Annotated in this window: 21 protein-coding genes; 6 read left to right on the forward strand and 15 right to left on the reverse strand. The window is 60.4% G+C overall.

Translation table 11 applies throughout. The annotated features are described in order from the left end of the window. Positions 1 to 13: 13 nt before the first annotated feature. Positions 14 to 961, reverse strand: a complete 948-nt coding sequence (locus FHT87_RS09610) for an aldo/keto reductase (RefSeq protein ID WP_183727726.1) — start codon at positions 959 to 961, stop codon at positions 14 to 16. 180 nt (positions 962 to 1,141) lie between these two features. Here FHT87_RS09610 and FHT87_RS09615 point away from each other — a divergent pair, with 180 nt between their 5' ends. Next, a complete protein-coding gene (locus FHT87_RS09615) occupies positions 1,142 to 2,128 on the forward strand; it encodes a Gfo/Idh/MocA family oxidoreductase (protein WP_183801399.1) in 987 nt (328 codons plus the stop codon). 105 nt (positions 2,129 to 2,233) lie between these two features. Here FHT87_RS09615 and FHT87_RS09620 read toward each other — a convergent pair whose 3' ends face one another. Next, positions 2,234 to 2,617, reverse strand: a complete 384-nt coding sequence (locus tag FHT87_RS09620) for a GtrA family protein (protein ID WP_183727730.1) — start codon at positions 2,615 to 2,617, stop codon at positions 2,234 to 2,236. Next, positions 2,614 to 3,609 carry a glycosyltransferase gene (locus tag FHT87_RS09625; RefSeq protein WP_183727732.1) on the reverse strand — a complete coding sequence of 332 codons (996 nt, stop codon included), beginning with the start codon at positions 3,607 to 3,609 and terminating at the stop codon, positions 2,614 to 2,616. The genes FHT87_RS09620 and FHT87_RS09625 overlap by 4 nt, the downstream gene beginning before the upstream one ends. Before the next feature lie 156 nt (positions 3,610 to 3,765). Here FHT87_RS09625 and FHT87_RS09630 point away from each other — a divergent pair, with 156 nt between their 5' ends. Beyond that, positions 3,766 to 5,613, forward strand: a complete 1,848-nt coding sequence (locus FHT87_RS09630) for a hypothetical protein (RefSeq protein ID WP_183802650.1) — start codon at positions 3,766 to 3,768, stop codon at positions 5,611 to 5,613. An 11-nt stretch (positions 5,614 to 5,624) separates the two neighbouring features. Here FHT87_RS09630 and FHT87_RS09635 read toward each other — a convergent pair whose 3' ends face one another. After that, positions 5,625 to 5,867 carry a hypothetical protein gene (locus FHT87_RS09635; protein WP_183727734.1) on the reverse strand — a complete coding sequence of 81 codons (243 nt, stop codon included), beginning with the start codon at positions 5,865 to 5,867 and terminating at the stop codon, positions 5,625 to 5,627. Between the two features lie 580 nt (positions 5,868 to 6,447). Between FHT87_RS09635 and xseA the strand changes: the two genes are divergently transcribed. Further along, entirely contained in the window at positions 6,448 to 8,028 is a 1,581-nt protein-coding gene (xseA, locus tag FHT87_RS09640) for an exodeoxyribonuclease VII large subunit (protein ID WP_183801402.1), read from the forward strand. 2 nt (positions 8,029 to 8,030) lie between these two features. Then, positions 8,031 to 8,621: an NAD(P)H-dependent oxidoreductase gene (locus tag FHT87_RS09645; protein ID WP_183727738.1), complete on the forward strand. Its 591-nt coding sequence runs from the start codon at positions 8,031 to 8,033 to the stop codon at positions 8,619 to 8,621. Here FHT87_RS09645 and FHT87_RS09650 read toward each other — a convergent pair whose 3' ends face one another. Further along, positions 8,622 to 9,119 carry a MarR family transcriptional regulator gene (locus FHT87_RS09650; RefSeq protein WP_183727740.1) on the reverse strand — a complete coding sequence of 166 codons (498 nt, stop codon included), beginning with the start codon at positions 9,117 to 9,119 and terminating at the stop codon, positions 8,622 to 8,624. Positions 9,120 to 9,200: 81 nt separating this feature from the next. On the opposite strand from FHT87_RS09650, the gene FHT87_RS09655 reads away from it, so the two are divergent. After that, a complete protein-coding gene (locus FHT87_RS09655; RefSeq protein ID WP_183801405.1) occupies positions 9,201 to 10,124 on the forward strand; it encodes an EamA family transporter in 924 nt (307 codons plus the stop codon). On the opposite strand, the gene FHT87_RS09660 is transcribed toward FHT87_RS09655, so the two are convergent. From FHT87_RS09660 to FHT87_RS09695, 8 genes are all read right to left on the reverse strand, one after another. Continuing rightward, positions 10,072 to 11,325 (reverse strand): aminopeptidase, encoded by a 1,254-nt coding sequence (locus FHT87_RS09660; RefSeq protein WP_183801409.1) that lies wholly within the window; start codon positions 11,323 to 11,325, stop codon positions 10,072 to 10,074. The genes FHT87_RS09655 and FHT87_RS09660 overlap by 53 nt on opposite strands. 93 nt (positions 11,326 to 11,418) lie before the next feature. Continuing rightward, on the reverse strand, positions 11,419 to 11,892 hold the full coding sequence (gene ybaK / locus FHT87_RS09665) for a Cys-tRNA(Pro) deacylase (protein WP_183801412.1): 474 nt from the start codon (positions 11,890 to 11,892) through the stop codon (positions 11,419 to 11,421). A gap of 3 nt (positions 11,893 to 11,895) precedes the next feature. Beyond that, a complete protein-coding gene (locus FHT87_RS09670; protein WP_183801415.1) occupies positions 11,896 to 12,246 on the reverse strand; it encodes an ArsC family reductase in 351 nt (116 codons plus the stop codon). 70 nt (positions 12,247 to 12,316) lie between these two features. Beyond that, complete coding sequence (phnX, locus tag FHT87_RS09675; RefSeq protein WP_183801418.1) at positions 12,317 to 13,096, reverse strand: phosphonoacetaldehyde hydrolase; 780 nt, start codon at positions 13,094 to 13,096, stop codon at positions 12,317 to 12,319. Further along, entirely contained in the window at positions 13,093 to 14,223 is a 1,131-nt protein-coding gene (locus FHT87_RS09680; RefSeq protein WP_183801421.1) for a TIGR03364 family FAD-dependent oxidoreductase, read from the reverse strand. The genes phnX and FHT87_RS09680 overlap by 4 nt, the downstream gene beginning before the upstream one ends. Before the next feature lie 103 nt (positions 14,224 to 14,326). Continuing rightward, positions 14,327 to 15,388: a succinylglutamate desuccinylase/aspartoacylase family protein gene (locus FHT87_RS09685; RefSeq protein ID WP_183801424.1), complete on the reverse strand. Its 1,062-nt coding sequence runs from the start codon at positions 15,386 to 15,388 to the stop codon at positions 14,327 to 14,329. A gap of 69 nt (positions 15,389 to 15,457) precedes the next feature. After that, positions 15,458 to 15,979, reverse strand: coding sequence for a 2'-5' RNA ligase family protein (locus FHT87_RS09690; RefSeq protein WP_183801427.1), 522 nt, complete (start codon positions 15,977 to 15,979; stop codon positions 15,458 to 15,460). Between the two features lie 262 nt (positions 15,980 to 16,241). After that, positions 16,242 to 16,961: a ParA family protein gene (locus FHT87_RS09695; RefSeq protein ID WP_183801430.1), complete on the reverse strand. Its 720-nt coding sequence runs from the start codon at positions 16,959 to 16,961 to the stop codon at positions 16,242 to 16,244. A 239-nt stretch (positions 16,962 to 17,200) separates the two neighbouring features. On the opposite strand from FHT87_RS09695, the gene FHT87_RS09700 reads away from it, so the two are divergent. Continuing rightward, entirely contained in the window at positions 17,201 to 17,851 is a 651-nt protein-coding gene (locus FHT87_RS09700) for a hypothetical protein (RefSeq protein ID WP_183801433.1), read from the forward strand. A 364-nt stretch (positions 17,852 to 18,215) separates the two neighbouring features. On the opposite strand, the gene FHT87_RS09705 is transcribed toward FHT87_RS09700, so the two are convergent. Together FHT87_RS09705 and FHT87_RS09710 are read right to left on the reverse strand one after the other, a co-directional pair. Beyond that, positions 18,216 to 18,689: an isoprenylcysteine carboxylmethyltransferase family protein gene (locus tag FHT87_RS09705; RefSeq protein WP_183801436.1), complete on the reverse strand. Its 474-nt coding sequence runs from the start codon at positions 18,687 to 18,689 to the stop codon at positions 18,216 to 18,218. Positions 18,690 to 18,710: 21 nt separating this feature from the next. Beyond that, a complete protein-coding gene (locus FHT87_RS09710) occupies positions 18,711 to 19,604 on the reverse strand; it encodes an NAD(P)/FAD-dependent oxidoreductase (RefSeq protein ID WP_183802653.1) in 894 nt (297 codons plus the stop codon). Positions 19,605 to 19,622 lie beyond the last annotated feature (18 nt).

Here is a 19,622-nt window from a genome sequence, read left to right on the forward strand (position 1 = left end):
CCATCACCTCGTTTCAGGCGCCTGCTTTATCGAGCAGCGCCATCGCCTCGTCGGAAAGCTCAAGCGTTGCCGATTTCACCAAGCTTTCAAGCTGGGAAAGGCTCGTAGCACTGGCGATCGGCGCCGTCACGCCCTTCTTTCGCAGAAGCCAGGCGAGTGAGATTTCCGCAGGCTTGGCGCTTGTCTCGGCCGAAATCTTGTCGAGGGCGGCAAGAATGCGCATGCCCTTGTCGTCGAGATACTGTGCGACACGGCCTTCGCGTGCGCGGCCCTCCGTATCCGCCTTGCTGCGGTACTTGCCCGAGAGAAAGCCGGCCGCGAGGCTGAAATAGGTGATGACGCCGATGTCTTCCTTGACGCAAAGGTCGGCAAGCGGACCTTCGAAGCTCGAACGCTCATAGAGGTTATATTCCGGCTGCAGCGCCTGATAGCGCGGCAGGCCTGCCTTGTCGGCGGCGTCGAAGGAGGCCTGCAGCAGGCTTGCATCAAAATTCGAGCAGCCGAAGGAGCGGATCTTGCCCTGTTCCTGAAGCTTGGCATAGGCGCCGAGCGATGCTTCATGCGGCGTATCGCCATCCGGCCAGTGCGAGAGATAAAGGTCGATATAATCGGTCTGCAGCCGGCGCAGCGAATCCTCGACCGCCCCAAGGATATAGTTTGCCTTCAGCGTCTTGCCCTGACCCATGTCCGAGCCGACCTTGGTGATGATGACGGCCTTGTCGCGCGAGACCTTTCCTTTCTTCAACCACTTGCCGATGATTTCTTCGGAATCGCCGCCCTTGTTGCCCGGCACCCAGGCGGAATAGACGTCGGCCGTGTCGATCGTGTTGAGACCAGCATCGAAAAAGCCATCAAGAATGTCGAAGGAGGTTTTCTCGTCGGCCGTCCAGCCGAAGACATTGCCGCCGAAGACGATCGGCGAGACAAAAAGACCTGTTTTTCCAAGCCGGCGCATTTCCATGGCGCTCTCCCAAAATGCTGAAGTGATTGAAATCTGAGGAAACGGCAGAACGCCGTTCGCAAGTAACCTAGCGCGGAGTATCGCCGAAGGAAACCAAACTTCCGTGATCGCCGGTCGCGCCATTGCGCCGCATGAGAGGGCTGCATAAAATGCGCCGGATGAATTTCAGGAGGACCTTTCATGTTGCGTTTCGGTATACTTTCAACGGCCAAGATCGGCCGGGATAATGTCGTTCCCGCCATTCAGGACGCAGAAAACTGCGTCATCACCGCGATCGCCAGCCGTGATTTTGCACGCGCCCGTGACATGGCGGACCGTTTCTCCGTGCCGCATGCCTTCGGTTCCTATGAGGAAATGCTGGCCTCCGACACCATCGATGCCGTTTATATCCCGTTGCCGACCGCCCAGCATGTCGAGTGGTCGATCAAGGCCGCCGATGCCGGCAAGCATGTGCTCTGCGAAAAGCCGATCGCGCTGAAGGCCTCCGAGATCGACGATCTCATCGCTGCGCGCGACCGTAACAGGGTCATCATCAGCGAAGCCTTCATGGTCACCTATTCGCCGGTCTGGCGGAAGGTTCGCTCGCTGCTGCAGGATGGTGCGATCGGCGAGCTTCGTCATGTGCAGGGCGTCTTCACCTATTACAATCGCGACCCCGGCAACATGCGCAACATCCCCGAACTCGGCGGCGGTGGCCTGCCTGATATCGGCGTCTATCCCGTCGTCAGCACCCGCTTCTCCACGGGCAAGGAGCCGTCCTGGATCCAGGCGATCACCGAGCGCGATGCGGAATTCGGCACGGATATCTATTCCAGCGTGAAGGCCGATTTCGGCGATTTCGAGCTGAGCTTCTACATCTCCACCCAGATGGCCGGCCGTCAGATCATGGTCTTCCACGGCACCGAAGGTTATATCGAGGTCAAGTCGCCCTTCAACGCCAATCGCTGGGGGGCCGAGGAGATCGAAGTGACCGATCGCGGCCACAACGAATCCCGCATTATCCGCTTCCAGGACAGCCGCCAGTACAGGTGCCAGGCGGAAGCCTTTGCCCGTGCCGCGGCAGGCGAAAAGGAAGAGATCGTCACGCTGGAAGATTCCAAACTCAATCAGAAGGTCATCGACGCCATCTACCGCGCCAGCGAGCAGGATGGCTGGGAAGCCGTCTAGAGCAATTCCAGCAAAAGTGCGCAGCGGTTTTGCGTCCGGAATTGCGTGAAAACAATGAGATAGAGCATTTCCGTGATTCGAAGAAAAACGGAAATGCTCTGGAGTTTATTCGGCTTTTTCGCGGAAGACGAAGCGGGAATAGCCGAAGAAGCTGAAGAACATCGACGCTGCGGTCGCGAGCACCATTGCAACAAGCGGCTGCAGCGCCGGTAACGACAGAAGCAGCGCCGAATAAAGCGCGTAATTGACGAGAGCGGCGGTCACGCCGACCGAGCCGTAGCGAAAGCCTTCCGCCGCCAGCGATCGGCCGGATCGATCGAAAGTGAAGGTCCGGTTGAATGCCCATGTCGTCGCCATCGCGAGTGCAATGGCAATCAGCCGGGCAATGAAGGGACCGAGCGGCGTCAGCTGCAGAAGGGCAGAAAGCACGCTCGCATCGACGATGAAGCCAAGCCCACCGGCGAGCGCGAAGCGAATGAGTTTCTTCACGCTGCGTCCGCCTCTTTGCCATCAAGTGTTATGGGCGAGGTCTTATCCTTTGCTGAAACCGGCGCCGCCAGGTTCATATAATGGATGCGCAACTGCTCGGCCCGCGCCCGTGCAACGGAGTCGAGAATGACGCCGGCTGTAAACAGCATGATGGAGATCATCGCAAGCGCTGTCGAGAGCACCCAGGTCGGCATACGGCTGACGAGGCCGGTCGCAAAATATTCCGTCAGCACCGGACCCATGAAGCCGAGACTTGCCAGCATGAAAAGCGCGCTGATCGTGCCGAAGAAAGCGAAGGGCCGGGTCTCCTTCATCAGCATGGCGAACATCCAGAGGATCCTGCCGCCGTCGCGGAAGGTCGAGAGCTTCGAATGCGAGCCTTCCGGCCGCCGGCCATAATGCAGTTCCAGTTCGCTCACCGGCAGCTTCAGCCGCGAAGCATGCACCGACATTTCCGTCTCGATCTCGAAGCCGCCGGAAACCGCGGGAAAGCTCTTGACGAAACGCCGTGAGAAGGCCCGATAGCCGGAAAAGATATCGGTGAAGTCAGGTCCGAAGATCGCGCGATAGAGTATGTTGAACAGCCGGTTGCCGAGGGCATGCCCCTGCCGGCCGGCATCGTCATGCACGCCACGCCGTGTGCCGACCACCATGTCGGCCCGTTCCGTCAGCAGCGTCCGCACCAGCTCTTCGGCATCCTCGGGCGCATAAGTCCCGTCGCCGTCGGCGATGATGTAAATGTCGGCATCGATATCGGCGAACATGCGGCGCACCACATGGCCTTTGCCTTGGCGCCGCTCGCGCACGACCTGCGCGCCGGCGAGCATGGCATGCAGCGCCGTGCCATCGGTGGAATTGTTGTCATAGACGTGGATATGTGCATCGGGCAGTGCCGCCCGGAACCCCCCGACGACAGCACCGATCGTTGCCGCCTCGTTGTAGCAGGGGAGTAGAACGGCAATATCAGGACTTTCGCTAAGCGATCGCGCCATGGGGTTATACTCGTTACAAAGAAACCGGGGCGAATTTACTGCATGCGGCGTTAACAAGCCCCTATGAGGAAATGAAAGCGCCATTTCCTGTGGTTTACACTTTCTTGACAAGCCAGGGCTAAGGTTTGCCCATCACACAACGACCCGGCTATCATGATGAACGCAGTGCAGCCGATCGCCAAGGCGCAATCCGCATCAGCTGGCATTGGATTCATCGGCAGGATCCGGCAGCTGCTCACCCGTCTTCTGCCATCCGCCCTCATCTACACGGTTATCCTGATCGGCATTATCACCGTCATGAAATATGCCGGCGGTCCGGTCGACTATGTCGGCCCCGACAACGACGACGGCATGCGCCTCGTGGAGATCAGAGATTTCCTGAACGGGCAGGGCTGGTTCGACCTGATGCAGTACAGGCTCGGCCTCGGCGAAGGCACGCTCATACATTGGTCGCGGCTGATCGACCTGCCGATCGCTATCCTGATCCGCCTTTTCGGCCTTTTCCTCGGACACGATGCCGCGGAAGCCGCTGCACTCGTGGTCTGGCCCCTGTCGCTTGTTTTTCCTGCTATGCTTGCCATGGGCCTTGCCGGCCAGCGTGTCGGGGGGCTTGCCGGCATGCACCTGTCTTTCTGCCTTGCCGGGATGGCAATCTATACCGGCAATCGCTTTGCGCCCGGCGCCATCGATCATCATAATGTCCAGCTCGCACTTGTCGCGACCATGACGGCGATGCTCTTTGATGAAAAGCAGCGCGCTTGGAACTATGTGGTTGCAGGTGCGGTGGCCGCATTGGCGATCGCGATCGGCGCGGAAACCACGCCTTTCGTTGCCATCTATTGCCTGGTGGTGGCGCTGCTCTGGATCTGGGAGGGCGAGCCGTTCGCTGCCGCTACCAAGGCCTTCGGCTTCAGCCTCGCCGTCACGATCAGCATCTTCTTCTTCGCGACAATACCGCCACAGCAATATTCCGTGGTGACTTGCGACAATCTTTCGCTCGGCTTCTACAGCCTGGCGGCCATCGGTGGCGGCCTGCTGCTGGTTTCCGCAGCCTTTGCCAGCCGTCTCGGCCGTGGCCTGCGTGTTGCCGTGCTCGCAGCCGTCGGCGCTGTTATTTTCGGTTCGGCAATGGTCATTGCGCCGCAATGCCTTCGCAATCCGCTTGCCGATCTTGATCCCATGCTGGTCGAGCTCTGGCTTCGCAATGTCTCGGAAGCGCAATCCATTCTCGCGCTCAGTCGGACAGATCCCTTTTCGCTTGGCGCATTCTATGCGCCTGGCCTGCTCGCGATTACCGTCTGCATTTTCCGCTCCGTGCAGGGCGATCGCGTGCAGGTCCATCTCGTCCTTCTGGCGCTCTTGAGCGTCAGCTGGGCCGTCGCCCTGGTCCAGGTCCGGGGAGCCGTCTTCGCAAACCTGCTGTCCATCCTGCCGCTTGCCTTGCTGATCATCGACGTGCGCCGCATGTCGAACGGCGATAGCGAGAATGCCGCGGCTGCCCTCGTCTATATCGTGACGGTTCTGGCAAGTGTGCCGGCGGTATGGGCCGTCGGCGGCGCACTCGTCGAAATGCAGGTCAACGAGACGAAGAATGCCGTGGACTCGGATAGCCTCTCCTGCTCGTCGAAACAGGCCCTCGCTCCGCTTGGCGATCTGCCGGCTGGTTTGGTCTCGGCGCCGTCGGAAATGGGTGTACCGATCCTGCGCTACACCGCCAACCGTGTCCTGTCGGCGCCCTATCATCGCAACCAGGGTGGCATGCTGACCGAAATGCATATCGGTCTGGCCGAGCCGCAGGAGGCGGAAGCATTTCTGAGGGGAGCGGGCGTCACGGTACTTGCGTTCTGCCCGGATGATCTGCAGACCAGTGAAATCGCCAGATTGAAGCCCAACGGGCTCTATGCGCAGCTCGGCAAGGGAAATATTCCGGCCTACCTCGATCCGCTGCCGAAAGCGGCTGACAGCGGTGTTCAGTTCTTCCGTTACCGGACGACGCCGAACTGACGCCCTATCTTTCAGGAATGGGCGAGTACGGCCCGCAGACGATCGGTCGTGAAGAGGCCGCCGAGATAAAGCAGCAGGCCGGCATTATAACCGATGATCGTGTAGAGAAGCGCCAGGAATGATACCGCACCGCCGGAGGCGATAGCAGCGAGTGCAAAGGTTGCGCCAATCAGCATGGCGACCAGTGCAATGACGCTGGCCGAGCGCATCAGGCCAGCGGTGAGGCCCAGTGTGGTTGCTGTCAGGATGATCATGTCGTCACCTCTTCTTCAGGTTGTTTGCGAGGAGCCTAGGAGCCCTCCGCTAACAAAAGTTTATTGGCCACCGTTAATGAAAGCTGCAATTGCAGCCATGGTTACGGATGCGTTCACCTGACGGCATTTCCTCCGGCTTGCGCCGGGCTTTTGTCTCCATATAAGTCAACTCTGTTACAGGCTGAAAAGTTCCGTTACTTTCTCATTTACGTAAACGGAACCCTCCAGCGGCAGCAACGACGTTTGAACGAAGCAGCATCACGCTGGCAATTCGATCGACGCCTGATCGACTGGTCGTTCGGAAAGAGGGCGAGCCGATACCTATAACGGGTGAGCAATAGCGACGACGAAAGAAGCGATCGCTCCCGCGCCTTCCATCGGCGGGGAAATTTCACTGTCACCAGCATGCTCATTTTTCGGGTCGGTGTTCGCCACTCCCTACGAACGTGAATGATACTAAGATTTTTTTTGAAGCAGCGATATCCCTATTTCTTGGGTTTTCCGCCGTTTTTTGAATAAAAATTCGCGCTTCTCCAGCCCCGACCTTTCAGTTTGAGGTCGATCAAAATAGAAAGAGGAGATGAGCAATGTCTTTGACGGCGATTCGCCTACCAATCTCGCGGAATATTCGGTCTCGGAGCTCTCCGGTTCCATCAAGCGGACCGTCGAGACAGCCTTCGATCAGGTGCGTGTGCGTGGCGAGATTTCGGGCTACCGTGGCCCCCATTCGTCCGGCCATGCCTATTTCTCGCTGAAGGACGATCGGGCTCGCATCGATGCGGTCATCTGGAAGGGCACCTTTTCCCGCCTGAAGTTCCGTCCGGAAGAAGGTATGGAAGTCATCGCGACCGGCAAGGTCACGACCTTCCCCGGCTCTTCCAAATACCAGATCGTCATCGAGACCCTGGAGCCTGCCGGCGCCGGCGCGCTGATGGCCCTGATCGAGGAACGCAAGCGCCGTCTCGGCGCAGAAGGCCTTTTCGATCCCGCGCGCAAGAAACGCCTGCCGTTCATGCCCAGGGTGATCGGCGTAGTCACTTCGCCGACCGGCGCCGTCATTCGCGATATCCTGCACCGTATCTCGGATCGGTTTCCCGTCCACGTCGTCGTCTGGCCCGTAAAGGTGCAAGGGGAAGGCTCAGGCGAGGAGGTGGCAAACGCCATCAATGGCTTCAACGCTCTGGAACCTGGCGGTGAGATTCCGCGTCCGGATGTGCTGATCGTCGCCCGCGGCGGCGGCAGCCTCGAAGATCTCTGGAGCTTCAACGACGAAATCGTCGTGCGTGCCGCGGCCGATAGCCGGATTCCCTTGATCTCTGCCGTCGGCCACGAGACGGACTGGACGCTGATCGACTACGCCGCCGATGTGCGCGCGCCAACGCCGACGGGTGCCGCCGAAATGGCCGTGCCCGTCAAAGCTGAACTCGAAGCGCAGACCGCAGGTCTCACCGCCCGCCTGCAAGGCTGCATGAGCCGCCAGATGGATCAGCGTCGCCAGTCCGTTCGCGCCTTGATGCGCGCCCTGCCGTCGCTCGACCAGCTGCTGGCACTGCCCCGCCGCCGCTTTGATGAGGCGGCCACTGGCCTTGGCCGCGGGCTGGAACTCAACACCATCAATAAGCGCCGCGGTTTCGAGCGTGTCGCCTCGCATCTGCGCCCGGACGTGCTGTCCAACCGCATCACCGAGCGCCGTCAGCTTCTGAACGAGCGCATGGTCCGCGCAGAACGCACCGTCGAGCGGCTGGTCGATCGCTCGAAGTCCCGCATCGAACGCGCCGGGGCCATCCTCGCCTCGCTGCCCGCCCGGCTGAAAACCCAGACCGACCGCAGCCGCGAGCGGCTCGGCAATCTTTCGCGCCATGCCGATACCGCGATCCGCCATCAACTGACCCGCGCGCGCGCCGAGCTCTCCGCGCAAGACCGTGTGCTGCAATCGCTCTCCTATAAGAACGTACTGAAACGCGGTTACGCCGTCATCCGCGACGAGGAAAACAGGCCGGTCTCGCAGGCCGCTGCTCTCTCCGCCGGCATGGGCATTGCCATCGAGTTCGCCGATGGCCGCGTCGGCGCCATGACGACGGAAGGCGGCATGCCGCCAGCGGGGTCGAAGAGGCGTACTGCCAAGGCCGGCGAGCCGCCGAAGCAGGGAAGCCTGTTTTAGCGATGCGGGTCCTGCTGGTGCTTGCCCATCCGTTGCAGGAAAGCTTTGCCGCTTCGGTGGCGCTGACGGCCCGCAAAGCATTGGAAGCCTCTGGCCATGTCGTCGACCTGCTTGATCTCTATGCCGAGGATTTCGATCCGCGCCTGTCGAATGCCGAACGAGGCGGTTATTTCGACGTGTCTTATGACACCTCTGCCGTTGCCGGTATTGTTGATCGACTGAAGGCGGCCGATGGACTCGTCCTCGTCTTTCCGCAGTGGTGGTTCAATTTCCCGGCAATCCTGAAGGGCTTCTTCGATCGCGTCTTTGCGCCGGGTGTCGCCTTCACCCATGATGTCGCTGGCGGCCGCATCGTGCCGCAGCTCACCAATATCAGGCTGCTTTATGCGCTGACGACGACGGGTTCGCCCTGGTGGCTGGTGCATTTCTATATGGGCAATCCCGTCCGTCGCCTGCTCAAGCGCGGCATCGCCAATTTCTGCTCCAGGAAACTCGTTTTCCGCATGATCAGCCTCCATGATATGGACCGTGCGACGGAGGCCAGGCGTAAGGCGCATCTGGAGCGTATCCGGAAGGCGCTTGCCGCCGTCTGACTATTCGAAATCCGACAGGAATTTCTTCAGCAGCCGATCAAGCTCCGCCTTGTCCTCGACCGTCAGATTGCGCGTCAGCCGCTGCTGGTTGGCGACATGGGCACCGACCGCCTCTTCCACGGTCGCCAGCCCCTTCTCGGTGAGCGCGATCAGCACGCTGCGTCGGTCCTCGGGATTGAACAGGCGCTCCACGAAACCGGCCTTTTCCAGCTGATCGATCCGGTTCGTCATCGTGCCGGAGCTCACCATGGTCATGCTGAGCAATTCTCCAGGCGATAGCCGGTAGGGCGAGCCCGAACGGCGAAGTGTTGCCAGTACGTCGAAGGCGGAGGAGGAGAGCCCATGGCTGAGAAGCACTGCCTCCACTTCGCGGCCGATATGCGTCGTCAGCCGCTTCAGCCGGCCGAAGATGCCCATGGGTTCGACATCCAGCTCCGGCCGCTCGCGCCGCCATTGCGCTAGGATCCTGTCGACGTGATCTTCTTTCGTTTTGCCCATGCCGCATCGATATCAGCAGATCTCTTGACGTCAAGATAAAATGCACTATTCTGAATTTATCTTGAAGTAGAGATTCTTGATATGAAGAAAAATCCTCGCTACGCCGTCGATGTGCTGATGACCGCGATTGCACCCGCCATATGGGGCAGCACCTATTTCGTCACGACGTCTTTCCTGCCGCAGGGCTATCCGCTGACGGTCGCCATGCTGCGCGCGTTGCCGGCCGGCCTGCTTCTGTTGCTGATTGTCCGAAAACTGCCCACAGGCATCTGGTGGGGCCGTGCCTTCATTCTCGGCGCTCTGAATTTCTCATTCTTCTGGGCGATGCTCTTCGTTTCAGCCTACCGGCTGCCGGGCGGCGTGGCCGCTACCGTTGGCGCCGTGCAGCCGTTGATCGTCATTGCGCTCTCGCGCCTTTTCCTCGGCAAGCCGATCCGCGTCCTAGCAGTCGTTGCCGGCCTGATCGGCATGAGTGGGGTGGCATTTCTGGTGCTGAGCCCCAAAGCGGCTCTCGATCCTGTCGGTGTTGCCGCAGGTCTCGCCGGCGCCGTCTCCATGGCTTTCGGCACGGTGCTGACCCGCCATTGGCAGCCGCCCGTCTCCAGCCTGACGTTTACCTCATGGCAATTGACCGCAGGCGGCATCCTGCTCGTGCCCATCGCATTGTTGCTGGAGCCCGCGCTTCCCGCGCCATCGGCCACCAATATCCTCGGCATCGCCTATCTTGGCCTCATTGGTGCCGCCTTCACCTATCTGCTTTGGTTTCGCGGCCTCTCGCGCATCGAGCCTTCGGCCGCGGCATCGCTCGGTTTCCTCAGCCCTGTTGTCGCGACCCTGCTCGGCTGGCTGGCGCTCGGCCAGAGCCTGACGCCAACTCAGCTCTCGGGTTTTGTCATGGTTCTGGTCAGTGTCTGGCTCAGCCAGCGCAGCCTGATGCCGAAGGCGGGCGTTGTTAGGCCCATTCCCCCTGGCGCATCACCGGCACCCGCGATCCATCAGGCCTGATGCCGTCGATATCGACCTTGTCGGAGCCGATCATCCAGTCGATATGGATCAGGCTGGAATTGCCGCCCTGCGCCTTGATCTGTTCCTGGCTCAGCGAAGCGCCGTCGAGGAAGCACTTTGAATAGCATTGGCCGAGCGCGATATGGCAGGAGGCATTCTCATCGAACAGGGTATTATAGAAGAGGATGCCGCTTGCCGAGATCGGCGAGGAATGCGGCACCAGCGCCACTTCGCCGAGCCGGCGTGCACCTTCATCCGTATCCAGCACCTTGTTCAGCACCTCCTCGCCGCGCGAGGCCTTGGCCTCGACGATGCGGCCGCCCTCGAAGCGCACCCGGATATTGTCGATCAACGTGCCCTGATGCGAGAGCGGCTTGGTGCTCGACACATGGCCTTCGACGCGTAGCGCATGCGGCGTGGTGAAGACCTCCTCGGTCGGGATGTTCGGATTGCAGGTAATGCCGTTCTTCGCCGTCGAGGCGCCGCCATGCCATTCATGTCTATCAGCAAGGCCGACGGTGAGGTCCGTGCCCGGTCCGGTAAAATGCAGCGAGGCAAAACGCTCGCCGTTCAGCCAGGACGAACGCTTGGCGAGATTGGCATTGTGCTCGGCCCAGGCCGCGATCGGGTCGTCGAGATCGACGCGGGACGCCGCGAAGATCGCCTTGGCGAGCTTGGCGACGGCGATCGCTTCCGGATCGTCGGGGAAGACCACCTTTGCCCAGGAGGGGTTCGGGTAGGAGACGATGTTCCAGTTGATGTCGAAGTTGGAGATCTTCTCCAGCGCCGGCTTATAGGCCGTGGAATTGGCGCGGTTGGCGCGGCCGACCTTGCTTGGGTCCTGCTCCGACAGCAGCATCGGATTGTCGCCTGCAATTGCAAGGCGCGCCGAGCCCTTCTCATAGGCCTTCGCCATGCCGTCATAAAGCCAGCCGGAAGCCCGGTCGAAGCTCTCGTCGCTGCCATACTGATAGCGCGCCAGCGTCGTCTCCTCGTCGGAATAGAAGGTCGAAACCAGGCCGGCGCCCGCGAGGTAGGCATGTTTGGTGATCAGCCGCACCAGCGGCAGTGCCACGACAGGGGCGGTAATGACGAGATCCTGCCCATGCTGAAGCTGCAGGCCGACCTTGATGGCGACTTCCGCGAGCCTCTCGAGTTTGACGGGATCGACGGAGCTGTGGCTCTGGGGCATGAACGTCATGGGATCAACCTGCCTTTTGATATCTGCGACGGAGGTGAAAGACTTAGACCCCTTTACGGCGAAAATGAAGCGCTCAGGCCAATTCATCTCGCCTCAGGCGATCAGGGCAGCGGCTGTCGCTTTCAGTGCTTTCAGTGCGTCCTTGGGGGCCAGCCGCACCTGCAGACCGCGCTGTCCGCCGTTGATGTAGACCAGCGGCTCTGCAAGCGCCGTCTCCTCGAGTGCTGTCGGCACGATCTTCCTCTGCCCGAACGGGCTGATGCCGCCGACATGGTATCCCGTCAGTCTTTCGGCATCGGCAGGTTTCATCATATTGGCGGATTTGCCGCGAAAGGCGCTGGCGAGCTTCTTCATGCTGACCTCGCGATCGGACGGCACGACCACGCAGACCGGCTTTCCATCGACTTCCGCCATCAGCGTCTTCAGCACGCGATGCGGCTCTTCACCCAGCGCTTCGGCAGCCTGCAGCCCGACGCGTTCGGCACTTGGATCATAATCATAGGTATGAACCGTAAAGGCGATGCCGGCCTGTGTGAGAACCTGGGTTGCGCGGGTGTTCTTGGACATGGCTCAGCCTTTGAACGTCTGCGCGTAGTTCTCCGGCTTGAAGCCGACCAGCAGCTTGCCGCCGGTTTCCAGCACCGGCCGCTTGATCATCGATGGCTGGTCGAGCATCAGGGCGATCGCCTTCTCGCGGTCGAGATTTTCGCGCGCGGCGTCAGGCAGATTGCGGAAGGTCGTGCCGGCGCGATTCAGCACCGTCTCCCAGCCTGCCTCGTCGATCCAGCGTTCCAGATGCGCTCGGTCGATGCCGACGGCCTTGTAGTCGTGAAAGTCGTAGGCGACGGCGTGTTCGTCCAGCCAGCTGCGGGCCTTCTTCATCGTGTCGCAGTTCTTAATACCGTAGATGGTGACGGCCATGCCGGTTCGATCTCCCTGATTCCTAAGGGAGATACCACGCTGGATGAGCGCTGCAAACGCCGTCAGTCCTTTATCCCTCAAGCTCTTCGATAAGGGCTGGCAGGTCGGCCACGGTCTCGATGACGTAGTCGGCGCCGGCGGCAATCAGCTTCTCGCCGATCCGTTTGTGCAACGCGGCACGCGCCTCTGACGAAAGCGCATCCGCCTCTTCAGGTGTCAGCCCCGCCTCGTTGCCCGAGAGCGTCACGCCAACGGTTACGCATCCTGCGGCAGCACCCTCGGCAATGCCGGGTTCAGTGTCATCGACCTTCAGGACGGCAGAGGCCGGATAGACCATCAGGTCGAGGAAGCACTTATACATACCGATCGGCGTCGGCCGGCCAAGCGGCAGATCGTCGGCGCAGATCAGATTGTCGGGCGCATAACCCTGTTCGGCGGCAAGCGGCAGCACGCGCTCCATGATCGAGCGTGTATAGCCTGTCGTTGAGCCGATCTTCATCTGCCGCTCGCGCAGGTATTCGATCGTCTTGATCGCGCCCGGCACCAGCGTGCAATAGTCGGCCACGACAGCTTCGTTCAGCGGCACGAAGAGCTCGTAGACCTTATCGATCGCCGCCTCGTCCGGAAGCACGCCTTGTGCCGACTGCCAGCGGGCAGCGATATGCGGCTCGGCCAGCATCGCGGCAATATGCGCCCGCTTCGGAAGCCCCATCGGCTTGCGGGCGTCGGCGATCGTCACCTCGACGCCGAATTTGCCGAAGGTTCCCACAAAGGCGCCCATCGGTGCGAAAGAGCCGAAATCGATCATCGTGCCGGCCCAGTCGACGATCACTGCCTTGAATTGCCTCATGCTGCGCTCCCGTAAAGATCCTCGATGGTTTCCTCGCCGATGCCGAAGGCGGTCGAAGCACCGCAGCCCGCGGTGACGACGACGACGCGTAAGGCGTCGGAAGGTTTGTCCGTGAAGCGCCAGCGGTCCGGGGCGGAGGCATAGGTGCCGATCCAGCGCTCGGTGATGAAGCGTCCCGGCAGATTGAGCACGGCGTCCATCTCGTCGAGGGTCAGCCGGTCGACCCGCTCGAGACCGAAAGGATCGGGCGTTTCGGAGTAATGATGACTGTCGCCGACGATCAGCGAGCCATCCTCCGATTGCGTGACGATCAGGTGGATGCCGTTTTCCCGCTCCGGCTTGAATTCCCGGTCGAGCCGCGCCTTCAGGGCCGTCGCTTCGGGCAATTCGGCATAGCCGAGATAACGCCCAAGCCCGAGATCGGACATGACGGCAGTGCTCAGCGAAACCCGCTGAGCCGGCACGACACGCATCATCTGCAGCTTGCAGCGCGTGACGTTGTAGGCAGCAATCCGGTCCGCAAACAGGCTCTTGAAATCGTCGCCGGGGCAGACGACCGCGGTCTCCGCCTCGATCAACCCGGTTGAAGTCTCGATCCGCGGCGGTTCCACTGCGCTCACCGCTGTGGAGCGGCGGAACTCGATGCCATATTTGACTTCGAGATAGCGGGCGAGCAGCGGAATGGCCGTTCGGGATTCGACGCGCAGTTCATGCGGACTGTAGAGCGTGAAACGCCCTGCTTCCGGCCGCAGTGCCGGCACGAGCCGCCGCGCCTCGTCGAGCGTCAGCCTTTCGCAGCCTTCGCCCATCTCCGTGCGCAGGAAGGCATCGATCACGGCTTCGGATTCGTCGAGCCTCGCAGCAAGCAGCAGCCCGCGCTGCAGGACGTCGATGCCGGCATCGTCGACAATCTCGGCCCAGATATCACGGGCCTGGCGTGCCATGTCCCAGCAGTCGCCGGCCTGCTGGCCAGTCACCGTCACAAAGCCGAAATTGCGCACCGAGGCGCCATTTGCCTGTGCGTCGCGGTCAATAACGACGACCCGTTTGCCGCGCTTTGCCGCCGCCAGCGCATGCGCCAGCCCAACAATACCCGCGCCGACGATCGCAATGTCGTAATGCGGCATGAAAGCTCCTTCGCAACATGTCTGCCACGGCTTGGCGGATTTTCTTGAAGCCTGTGTGACAGTTGCGCTGGGCCTTACATGCGCATGTGGAAAAGAACGCCGGTCAGTCTTCCAGCGTACCGGCCTTTCGCGTTGCCTTGCTCGGTTGGTCGGCCGCGATCTTCATCAGGTCGCCACGCCGGCGTACGAGCCGATCGGACGTGCGGGTGAGCAGCAGCCCGTCCTGTGGCGCGCGGATATCGATATCGCCTTCGGCAAAGCCCGAGCGGGTGACGATCGTGGCCAGAAGCTCTCCTTCCGAAACGCGCTCGCCGATATTGCGGTGAAACAGCACGGTGCCGCCCTGCGGCGCGCGTACGATCTCGACATTGTCGAGCGGCACGGCCGGCCCGGAGAAGGAAGCATCTCCGGCCGCTTTGCCACTGACGACACCGCGCCCGATTAGGAACTGCAGAAGACCTTCGGCGTCTTTGTCGGCCATGCCAGGATAGACATCGCGCCGGCCGCGCAGTTCCACCGTCACGGAGAGCTTGCCCGGAAGCCTCGCCTTGCGCTCGCCCGGCACCTCATATTTCCAGGCGAAGCCGACCGCTTCTTCGAAGGCTGAGCTCTCACCATCCGAAAGCAGCACTGCCTCCATTTCGAGCGCGCTCGCAAGATCTGCCGCTTCCGGCCAGAAGGCTTCGTCGATATAGGCATACTGCAGCGATTCATCGTCGCAATGCAGGTCGATCACCAGATCGGCGCCGAGCGCCATATGGATCAGCTCCCGCTTCAGGCGATCGGCAGCCGGATATTTATCAAGCTCGTCAATGAGTTCTGGCCGGTCACGGACGGAGATCAGTGGAAAGTCGCGGTTGAAGTTGGTCCTCGAACCGAGATCGAACCTGCCTTGCAGTTCGCCGAAATGCGATTGTGCCGCTCCGATCGGGTTTGCCTGGGGTACGAGCGCGATATCGCCGGTGATCCGCCCTTCGCTTTCGGCCTGCCGCAGCTTACCGCAGAGGAAATGCGCCAGCGCCGTTCCCGGCAGTTCGTTCGCGTGCAGTGCGGCCTGGATATAGACCTTGGGCGCGGCAGGATCATTTCCCTTGAAACGCATGACCGGCAGCCTCCATTCGATGCCGGGCGTATCGCCGGGGATGATGATCTCTGAAACGTCCACTGTCTTGCTCCGCATTTCGTATTGGGTGGGAAGTCTTATGCGAATCCCCATCCAAGGCGCAAGCGCGGCTCAGCCGAGCAGCGGCCAACGGCCGACGACGTTGTGCTCGCTCTTTCCATAGATGCTATGGATCAGCAGGAATTCGCGAATATTCCACTGCACTGGCCGGTTGAGCTTTTCAGGCAGAACCGTTTTGCGATCGTAGAGGAGCGTCATGTGCGGCGTCAGATGGCCACCGAGGTTATAGGGCAATCCAGCCTCGTATAAGCCCTCCTGGATTTGGCGACGAAGATCCTGCAGCGCCTCGTTTTCCCGCCTGCTGCAGATGACGAAGGCCTGCGGTTCGCCTGGATGGCTGAAGCTCATGACTTCATCGAGCACGAGATCGAACGGCCGGGCGCGCACTGTCGCGGCAACCTGTTCTGCGCCGAACACGATATCCTGTGGTAGCCTGCGGTAAGCGCCGATGCCATTCAGCGTGACATGAAGCAGCTCGCGGGGCCGCGAAGGTCCGGTCAGCGAATGGGCGTAGCGACGGGCTTGAGCGATCTCCAGCGCTTCGGATGCCGCTTCGATGGTCGGGCGAAGCATGAAGAACAATCTGTGGTGACGTTCCCCAACGGGACTGGATTTCTTCCGGAGACCTGAGCCATTCGGATCGAGTGGAAAATGAGGCATTTGAACTACGGACTGCATCGCCCGCCTCCTTGTTGTACAAGGAGGAGCTTACCGAAGTTGATCTTTTTGTAAAGAACAAAACAAGAACATTTATCGCAAACGTTATGCTCGAAACACAAACGGCTACCGAAAGGCAGCCGTTTGCAAACATCGAATGAACGGGGGACTGCACGTCTTAAGCAGCGTTCTTGACGACGTCAGTTGCCTTCTTTGAAGACTTGGCGCGCGCGGCCTTCGGCGGCACGAGACGAAGAATGTCATCCGCCAGCATGCGAGCATTGCCCTGTGCCTTGTCGAGGTTGCTGACGCGGGCAGGATCCATCGTATAGAGGCTGCCGCCGGAGACGAACATGTCGCGGTATGCGGCGCGTTCGATCAGTGCCGTATCGATGACGTTCACCTGCTGCTGTGCTAGCAGTCCCTTGACGGCCAAGAGCGCACGCGTGGTGATGATCGAGCTGATGCGGGTCAGCACGACCGAATGCGGGATGCGGATATCGTGCTGGGAAGCAAGCTGCTTCATGATCTCCAGCACCTGCGCGCCGCCGACGGCATCCATGGCGCAGCCCTGCACCGGAACCATCACATGATCGGAAAAGCCGATGGCCTTCGCCATCAACGGGCTCATGCCGGCCGGCAGGTCGACGATGATATAACCGCCGCGCTTCTTGAGATCCTTGATCTGCTGTTCGATCGTATCTTCCGCGACATTGGAGATCACGGCGAATTCGGCTGCTTCACCGGACAGACGGTGCCAGCGGCTGGCCCATTGCTGCGGATCGGCATCCAGAACGGAAACGCGATGGCCACGGCGAGCCAGTTCTGTGGCAAGAACGAGAGCGACCGTCGTCTTGCCGGCGCCCCCTTTCGTATTCGCAAATGTAATGATTGGCATCGACTTACCTCGGGTTGATGAGTTGGCGGCGATCATCCCTGGGAGGCGCGTCTCGGGCTTTAAGGAACAGCGGCTTTCACAGTGATGAGGTGAAAAGGTCAAACAGCAACCTTGTGTGGCGCTGTTTTACCTTGCTGTCCGAGGTTGATTTTTTCTGGGTGCAATTCTTAGTCGACCAGCGGCAGCGAGCCGCTGTGCTTACCGAACTTTAAGGCGTTAAAATCACTCAGCAGGCTGGCTTGGCTGTATTTTGTGGCAACGCGTCTGCGGCAAAAATAGTCAACGACCTTTGGTGTGTGGTGATGTCTGCAAGTGACGAAGAGGAAATCGAACTTTATCTTGAGTTTCAAAAGGATACTGACGCGCGGTTACTTGCGCCACCGAAGATAGGTGGCATCGCTATTGAGTTTCCATTCGAAGACAGATGGCGAGAGAGTAGAATTTGGGCAGGTTATCTCAACGCAAGTCTGATCTTGCTTCGAGAGATGCTACTAACGCCATTGTTGGCCAGCACCTTGATTTTTCCCGCGCTATTTAATTTTCGCCACGCTGTTGAAGTCGCACTTAAGTGGCACATCCAATATGCAGGCGGAGAAATTCCCAAAGGTGCTGGGCACGACCTATATGTGCTTGTTGAAGCGTTTCGAAACGCCACAAGCAATTTTGATAGCGATGCCAAATGCTGTTTGGAGCATATGCTCGCGCGCATAGTTGAACTGGCTTCTATCGACCCGCGTTCGATAACCTTCCGCTATTCGACCGAGCTGGACGGCTCTCCTATTCGAATTGCCACAGAGTGCCTGGATTTACGGAGTCTTTACTTCGTGATCGAGGATTTCTCGAATTGGCTCACTGATCTCTCGATAGAAATCGACCTATATCAAAATTGAGAACACCAAATTCATCGAAATGACAGCGCGCGCCCGTCACTCCCACTCGATTGTTCCAAATCTAGTTAGGTCATTGATATGGCTAGGTTTTTTCGTGCCGCGCGAAAAGCCGACCCATGGGCCGTCAAAATGTTACAGTTTTGATTTCAAAGGGGAAAAATAGCACGAAAATTTTTTGTGCGGTTTCGGCATCTATCGAAGTCGATCGCCTTTCCGGACCCACTGACCGGCCAAAGACGCCTCTCAGGGGAGAGAGGGTCCGCGTTCCGTGACACCGGCCGCAACCTTCAGAATATGATAGCTCGCGGCAAGGAAGCCGGTGCTGGTTTATCAGAAGGCCCCGCAGGCGGCAGCGGCGGAATAGTCAGAGCCAGCGGCGAACCTTGGCCTTGTAGCGGCGGTAGTCGTCGCCGAACTTCGCTTCGAGGTAGCGCTCCTCGCGGGCGATCACCTGCGTCTGGATCGCGATCAGCACCAACGGAAGCAAGGCGAAGGCGATCGGCCCGTCGAAGCCGATCGCAAGGCCGGCATAGACAAGTGCCATGCCGAGATACATGGGATTGCGGGTCCACCGATAAGGACCGGTCGTTGCGATGAGGGTCGTTGGTTGCCACGGCGGAACGTTGGTGCCAAGCCGCCGGAACAGCCCCGCCGCCGCAAGCATCATCCCCGCGCCGGCAACGAACAGCAGCGCGCCCGTCGCGGCCAGCAACCGCCAGTCGATGCCGAAAGAGCGCAGGGTGACGAACCGCTCCGCCGCCAGCCCCAACAGCAGCGCTCCCAGATAGACGAAGGGCGGAGGGAAGCGCACACCCGCACTGTCCGGTTCGACGGCCATGCTCATCTCCAATCTGTACTCTCAAACTAGCATCGACTGCTGGGCGAAGATACCCGCCATCGCGCCTTGCCATGATGCCGTGGTGACCGAGGGCATGCCGGGGTTGGCGAGGTCGCCGGCGGCGTAGATGCCGGGCATGCTGGTTTCGCGGCGCTCGTCGACCTTGAGGGCGATGCCGAGGGGCGTATCGACCGCGGCGAGACCCAGTGATTCATGCAGGCTTGCGGACGGCTTGTTGCGCGGATGCGCGAACAGGATGTCGACTGCGACATCGGAGCCGGTATCGAGCTTGACGGTGGCGCTATGGCCCCCGTGACGGGCGATCTCGGTGATCCGGCCCTCGACGACTGGTATGTTGCGACGCGCCAGATCGGACCGGATATCGGGCAGAATGTCGTGACCATCGGCGAAGAGCGTCAACCTGTCGGTCCAATCGTGGAACAGCCTGACCTGATTGTGCGACTGCGGGCCGGACCAGACGAGGCCCCAATGCTGGCCGGCGACTTCAAAGCCGTCGCAATAGGGGCAGGGCACGATGGACGTGCCCCAGCCTTCGGCAAAGCCCGGAACATCAGGCATCTGGTCGGCGACGCCATAACTCAGGATCAGGCGGCGCGCCCCAAGGCTTGCGCCATCGTCAGTGAGGACCGAGAAATTGTCGATGGTACCAGAGAGGCTGTCGGCCCGGGCATTGACCAGCTTGACCGTGGGATAGCGCGCCAGCTGCTGCCGCGCCTCGGCCAGGATGTCCAGCGGCGGCTTGTGATCGTGGCCGAGCAGACCATGCGAGTGGCCGGCGAAGCGGTTGCGCGGCAGGCCGGTATCGAGAACAGTGACCTTGCGGCGGGCACGGCCGAGCTGCAGAGCGCCTGCGAGACCGGCAAAGCTGCCGCCGATGATGATGACGTCATCCATGGCGATGGGCTCCGTGTT

The organism is Rhizobium sp. BK316 (assembly GCF_014193695.1).
GTDB lineage: Bacteria > Pseudomonadota > Alphaproteobacteria > Rhizobiales > Rhizobiaceae > Rhizobium.

Excerpts from the sequence above, each read along its gene's own strand:
- FHT87_RS09610 (WP_183727726.1), bottom strand. The coding sequence starts at position 961 with ATGGAAATGCGCCGGCTTGGAAAAACAGGTCTTTTTGTCTCGCCGATC.
- FHT87_RS09615 (WP_183801399.1), top strand. The coding sequence starts at position 1,142 with ATGTTGCGTTTCGGTATACTTTCAACGGCCAAGATCGGCCGGGATAAT.
- FHT87_RS09625 (WP_183727732.1), bottom strand. The coding sequence starts at position 3,609 with ATGGCGCGATCGCTTAGCGAAAGTCCTGATATTGCCGTTCTACTCCCC.
- FHT87_RS09630 (WP_183802650.1), top strand. The coding sequence starts at position 3,766 with ATGAACGCAGTGCAGCCGATCGCCAAGGCGCAATCCGCATCAGCTGGC.
- FHT87_RS09635 (WP_183727734.1), bottom strand. The coding sequence starts at position 5,867 with ATGATCATCCTGACAGCAACCACACTGGGCCTCACCGCTGGCCTGATG.
- xseA (WP_183801402.1), top strand. The coding sequence starts at position 6,448 with ATGAGCAATGTCTTTGACGGCGATTCGCCTACCAATCTCGCGGAATAT.
- FHT87_RS09645 (WP_183727738.1), top strand. The coding sequence starts at position 8,031 with ATGCGGGTCCTGCTGGTGCTTGCCCATCCGTTGCAGGAAAGCTTTGCC.
- FHT87_RS09650 (WP_183727740.1), bottom strand. The coding sequence starts at position 9,119 with ATGGGCAAAACGAAAGAAGATCACGTCGACAGGATCCTAGCGCAATGG.
- FHT87_RS09655 (WP_183801405.1), top strand. The coding sequence starts at position 9,201 with ATGAAGAAAAATCCTCGCTACGCCGTCGATGTGCTGATGACCGCGATT.
- FHT87_RS09660 (WP_183801409.1), bottom strand. The coding sequence starts at position 11,325 with ATGACGTTCATGCCCCAGAGCCACAGCTCCGTCGATCCCGTCAAACTC.
- ybaK (WP_183801412.1), bottom strand. The coding sequence starts at position 11,892 with ATGTCCAAGAACACCCGCGCAACCCAGGTTCTCACACAGGCCGGCATC.
- FHT87_RS09670 (WP_183801415.1), bottom strand. The coding sequence starts at position 12,246 with ATGGCCGTCACCATCTACGGTATTAAGAACTGCGACACGATGAAGAAG.
- phnX (WP_183801418.1), bottom strand. The coding sequence starts at position 13,096 with ATGAGGCAATTCAAGGCAGTGATCGTCGACTGGGCCGGCACGATGATC.
- FHT87_RS09680 (WP_183801421.1), bottom strand. The coding sequence starts at position 14,223 with ATGCCGCATTACGACATTGCGATCGTCGGCGCGGGTATTGTTGGGCTG.
- FHT87_RS09690 (WP_183801427.1), bottom strand. The coding sequence starts at position 15,979 with ATGCTTCGCCCGACCATCGAAGCGGCATCCGAAGCGCTGGAGATCGCT.
- FHT87_RS09695 (WP_183801430.1), bottom strand. The coding sequence starts at position 16,961 with ATGCCAATCATTACATTTGCGAATACGAAAGGGGGCGCCGGCAAGACG.
- FHT87_RS09705 (WP_183801436.1), bottom strand. The coding sequence starts at position 18,689 with ATGGCCGTCGAACCGGACAGTGCGGGTGTGCGCTTCCCTCCGCCCTTC.
- FHT87_RS09710 (WP_183802653.1), bottom strand. The coding sequence starts at position 19,604 with ATGGATGACGTCATCATCATCGGCGGCAGCTTTGCCGGTCTCGCAGGC.